Genomic DNA, 1,409 nt, shown 5'->3' with positions numbered 1-1,409 from the left:
TTTATGTTCTTCTGGATAATGTCTCACTCATGCCTAACTTCCGCACCCTGTCTAATACTATGAAAAACTGAGGCGACAACTATCCTGACACAGGGGGGTTACAACCATGGAAATGGCGAAACCTGTAAGCATCCAGCAGAAGAAAAAGCGCTTAATGAGGCAGAGCTGTGCCTATTCCATCAAACTATAAGGCAGGGTGATGCTCAAAAGCGTTTTTGGTGGAGATTGAAACGACTGGATTTAAAGGGAGACGGTGATTGGAGAGGCTTTAACTTCCCAATAACTAAAGAGCTAGAAAATGTGGTGTGTAAAACATCATTGAGATTACGAAATGCGAGCCTTTATGGAGTCAAAATAAAACAGGGCGTGTTTGAAGGCAATGTAGATATGACTGGTTGTGAAATTAGCAGCTTGGAACTACAAACCTGCAAATTCAAAGGCTCAGTTGATCTTAGCGGACTAGAGTTTAGCTTTTTTAAAGCTGCGTCTATTGAAGTAGAAGAAAGTTTTATCGCAAAAGAAGTAAAGTTTGATGGTGAATTCTTTATTTCGGGAGCTTTAAAACAGTTAGCTAACTTCAACCGTTGTCACTTCTCTAGTAAGGCAACATTTATACAAACCAAAACCGTTTCACTATCCGCAAGCTCCGCAGTTAGTTTTACTGTAGCCGGCCCATCTGTAGTAGTAACTCAGAAACCTGGACCTGAAGTTAATACTTGGACAAAGATTAAATACCAGTATAGAAACTATAAGTCATTTCTCAAAAGCCGCATTCGCCACTATATTCGAACTTTCGTGGGATTTGTGAAAAAGTTTCTACGAAAGATAAGAACAAGTCTTCTAAGAGCGTTTAACCGTTATCGCGTTAGATTTCCGCACAGACGAGAACACGTAGTTCTGTATGTTCTTTTCAATAGCAGAGCCATGCTTGAAGAAATAAACTTTGCGGATCCTAAAAGGGTTACATTCAATGGAGTAAGACTTTCTGAAGCGAGTTTTCGAAATACTGACCTTCGCGGCGTTAATTTTATAGGGAATGATTGGCGGCAGAAAAAGATTAGGCGCAATGGATTGTTTGATGAACTAAGTTTTCACCAACAAAATGATTATTACAGCAGGCGCGAGATGCTGCCAGGGATCGAGAATACCTATCGAAATATAAGGTACTCACTTGAAGAGAATAAGGACTTTGGATTAGCGAATGATTTTTTCGTAGGGGAGATGGAAGCTAAGCGAAGGCAGTTAAAATGGTGGCGGCGTTGGTTACTGAGTGTGCCTGCTGCATATAAAATTTTTAGCAACTATGGGACCGAGCCTGTAACAGATTCTGTGTAACTGCCATTAGTTAATGTGCTTTTCGAGTCGTTCCTCGAACTCGATAATAAAACGACTCATCGCCTGACGCCAGT

1 protein-coding gene is annotated in these 1,409 nt (G+C 40.7%); it reads left to right on the top strand.

Annotated features, from left to right (window positions below; all coding sequences use genetic code 11):
* Positions 1–225 precede the first annotated feature (225 nt).
* On the top strand, positions 226–1,335 hold the full coding sequence (locus MHM99_RS21060; protein ID WP_239220460.1) for a pentapeptide repeat-containing protein: 1,110 nt from the start codon (positions 226–228) through the stop codon (positions 1,333–1,335).
* Positions 1,336–1,409 lie beyond the last annotated feature (74 nt).

Origin of the sequence: Alteromonas sp. MmMcT2-2 (assembly GCF_022348305.1) — a bacterium.
Lineage (GTDB): Bacteria > Pseudomonadota > Gammaproteobacteria > Enterobacterales > Alteromonadaceae > Alteromonas > Alteromonas macleodii.
This window is presented reverse-complemented; position numbering and strand designations above follow the sequence as displayed.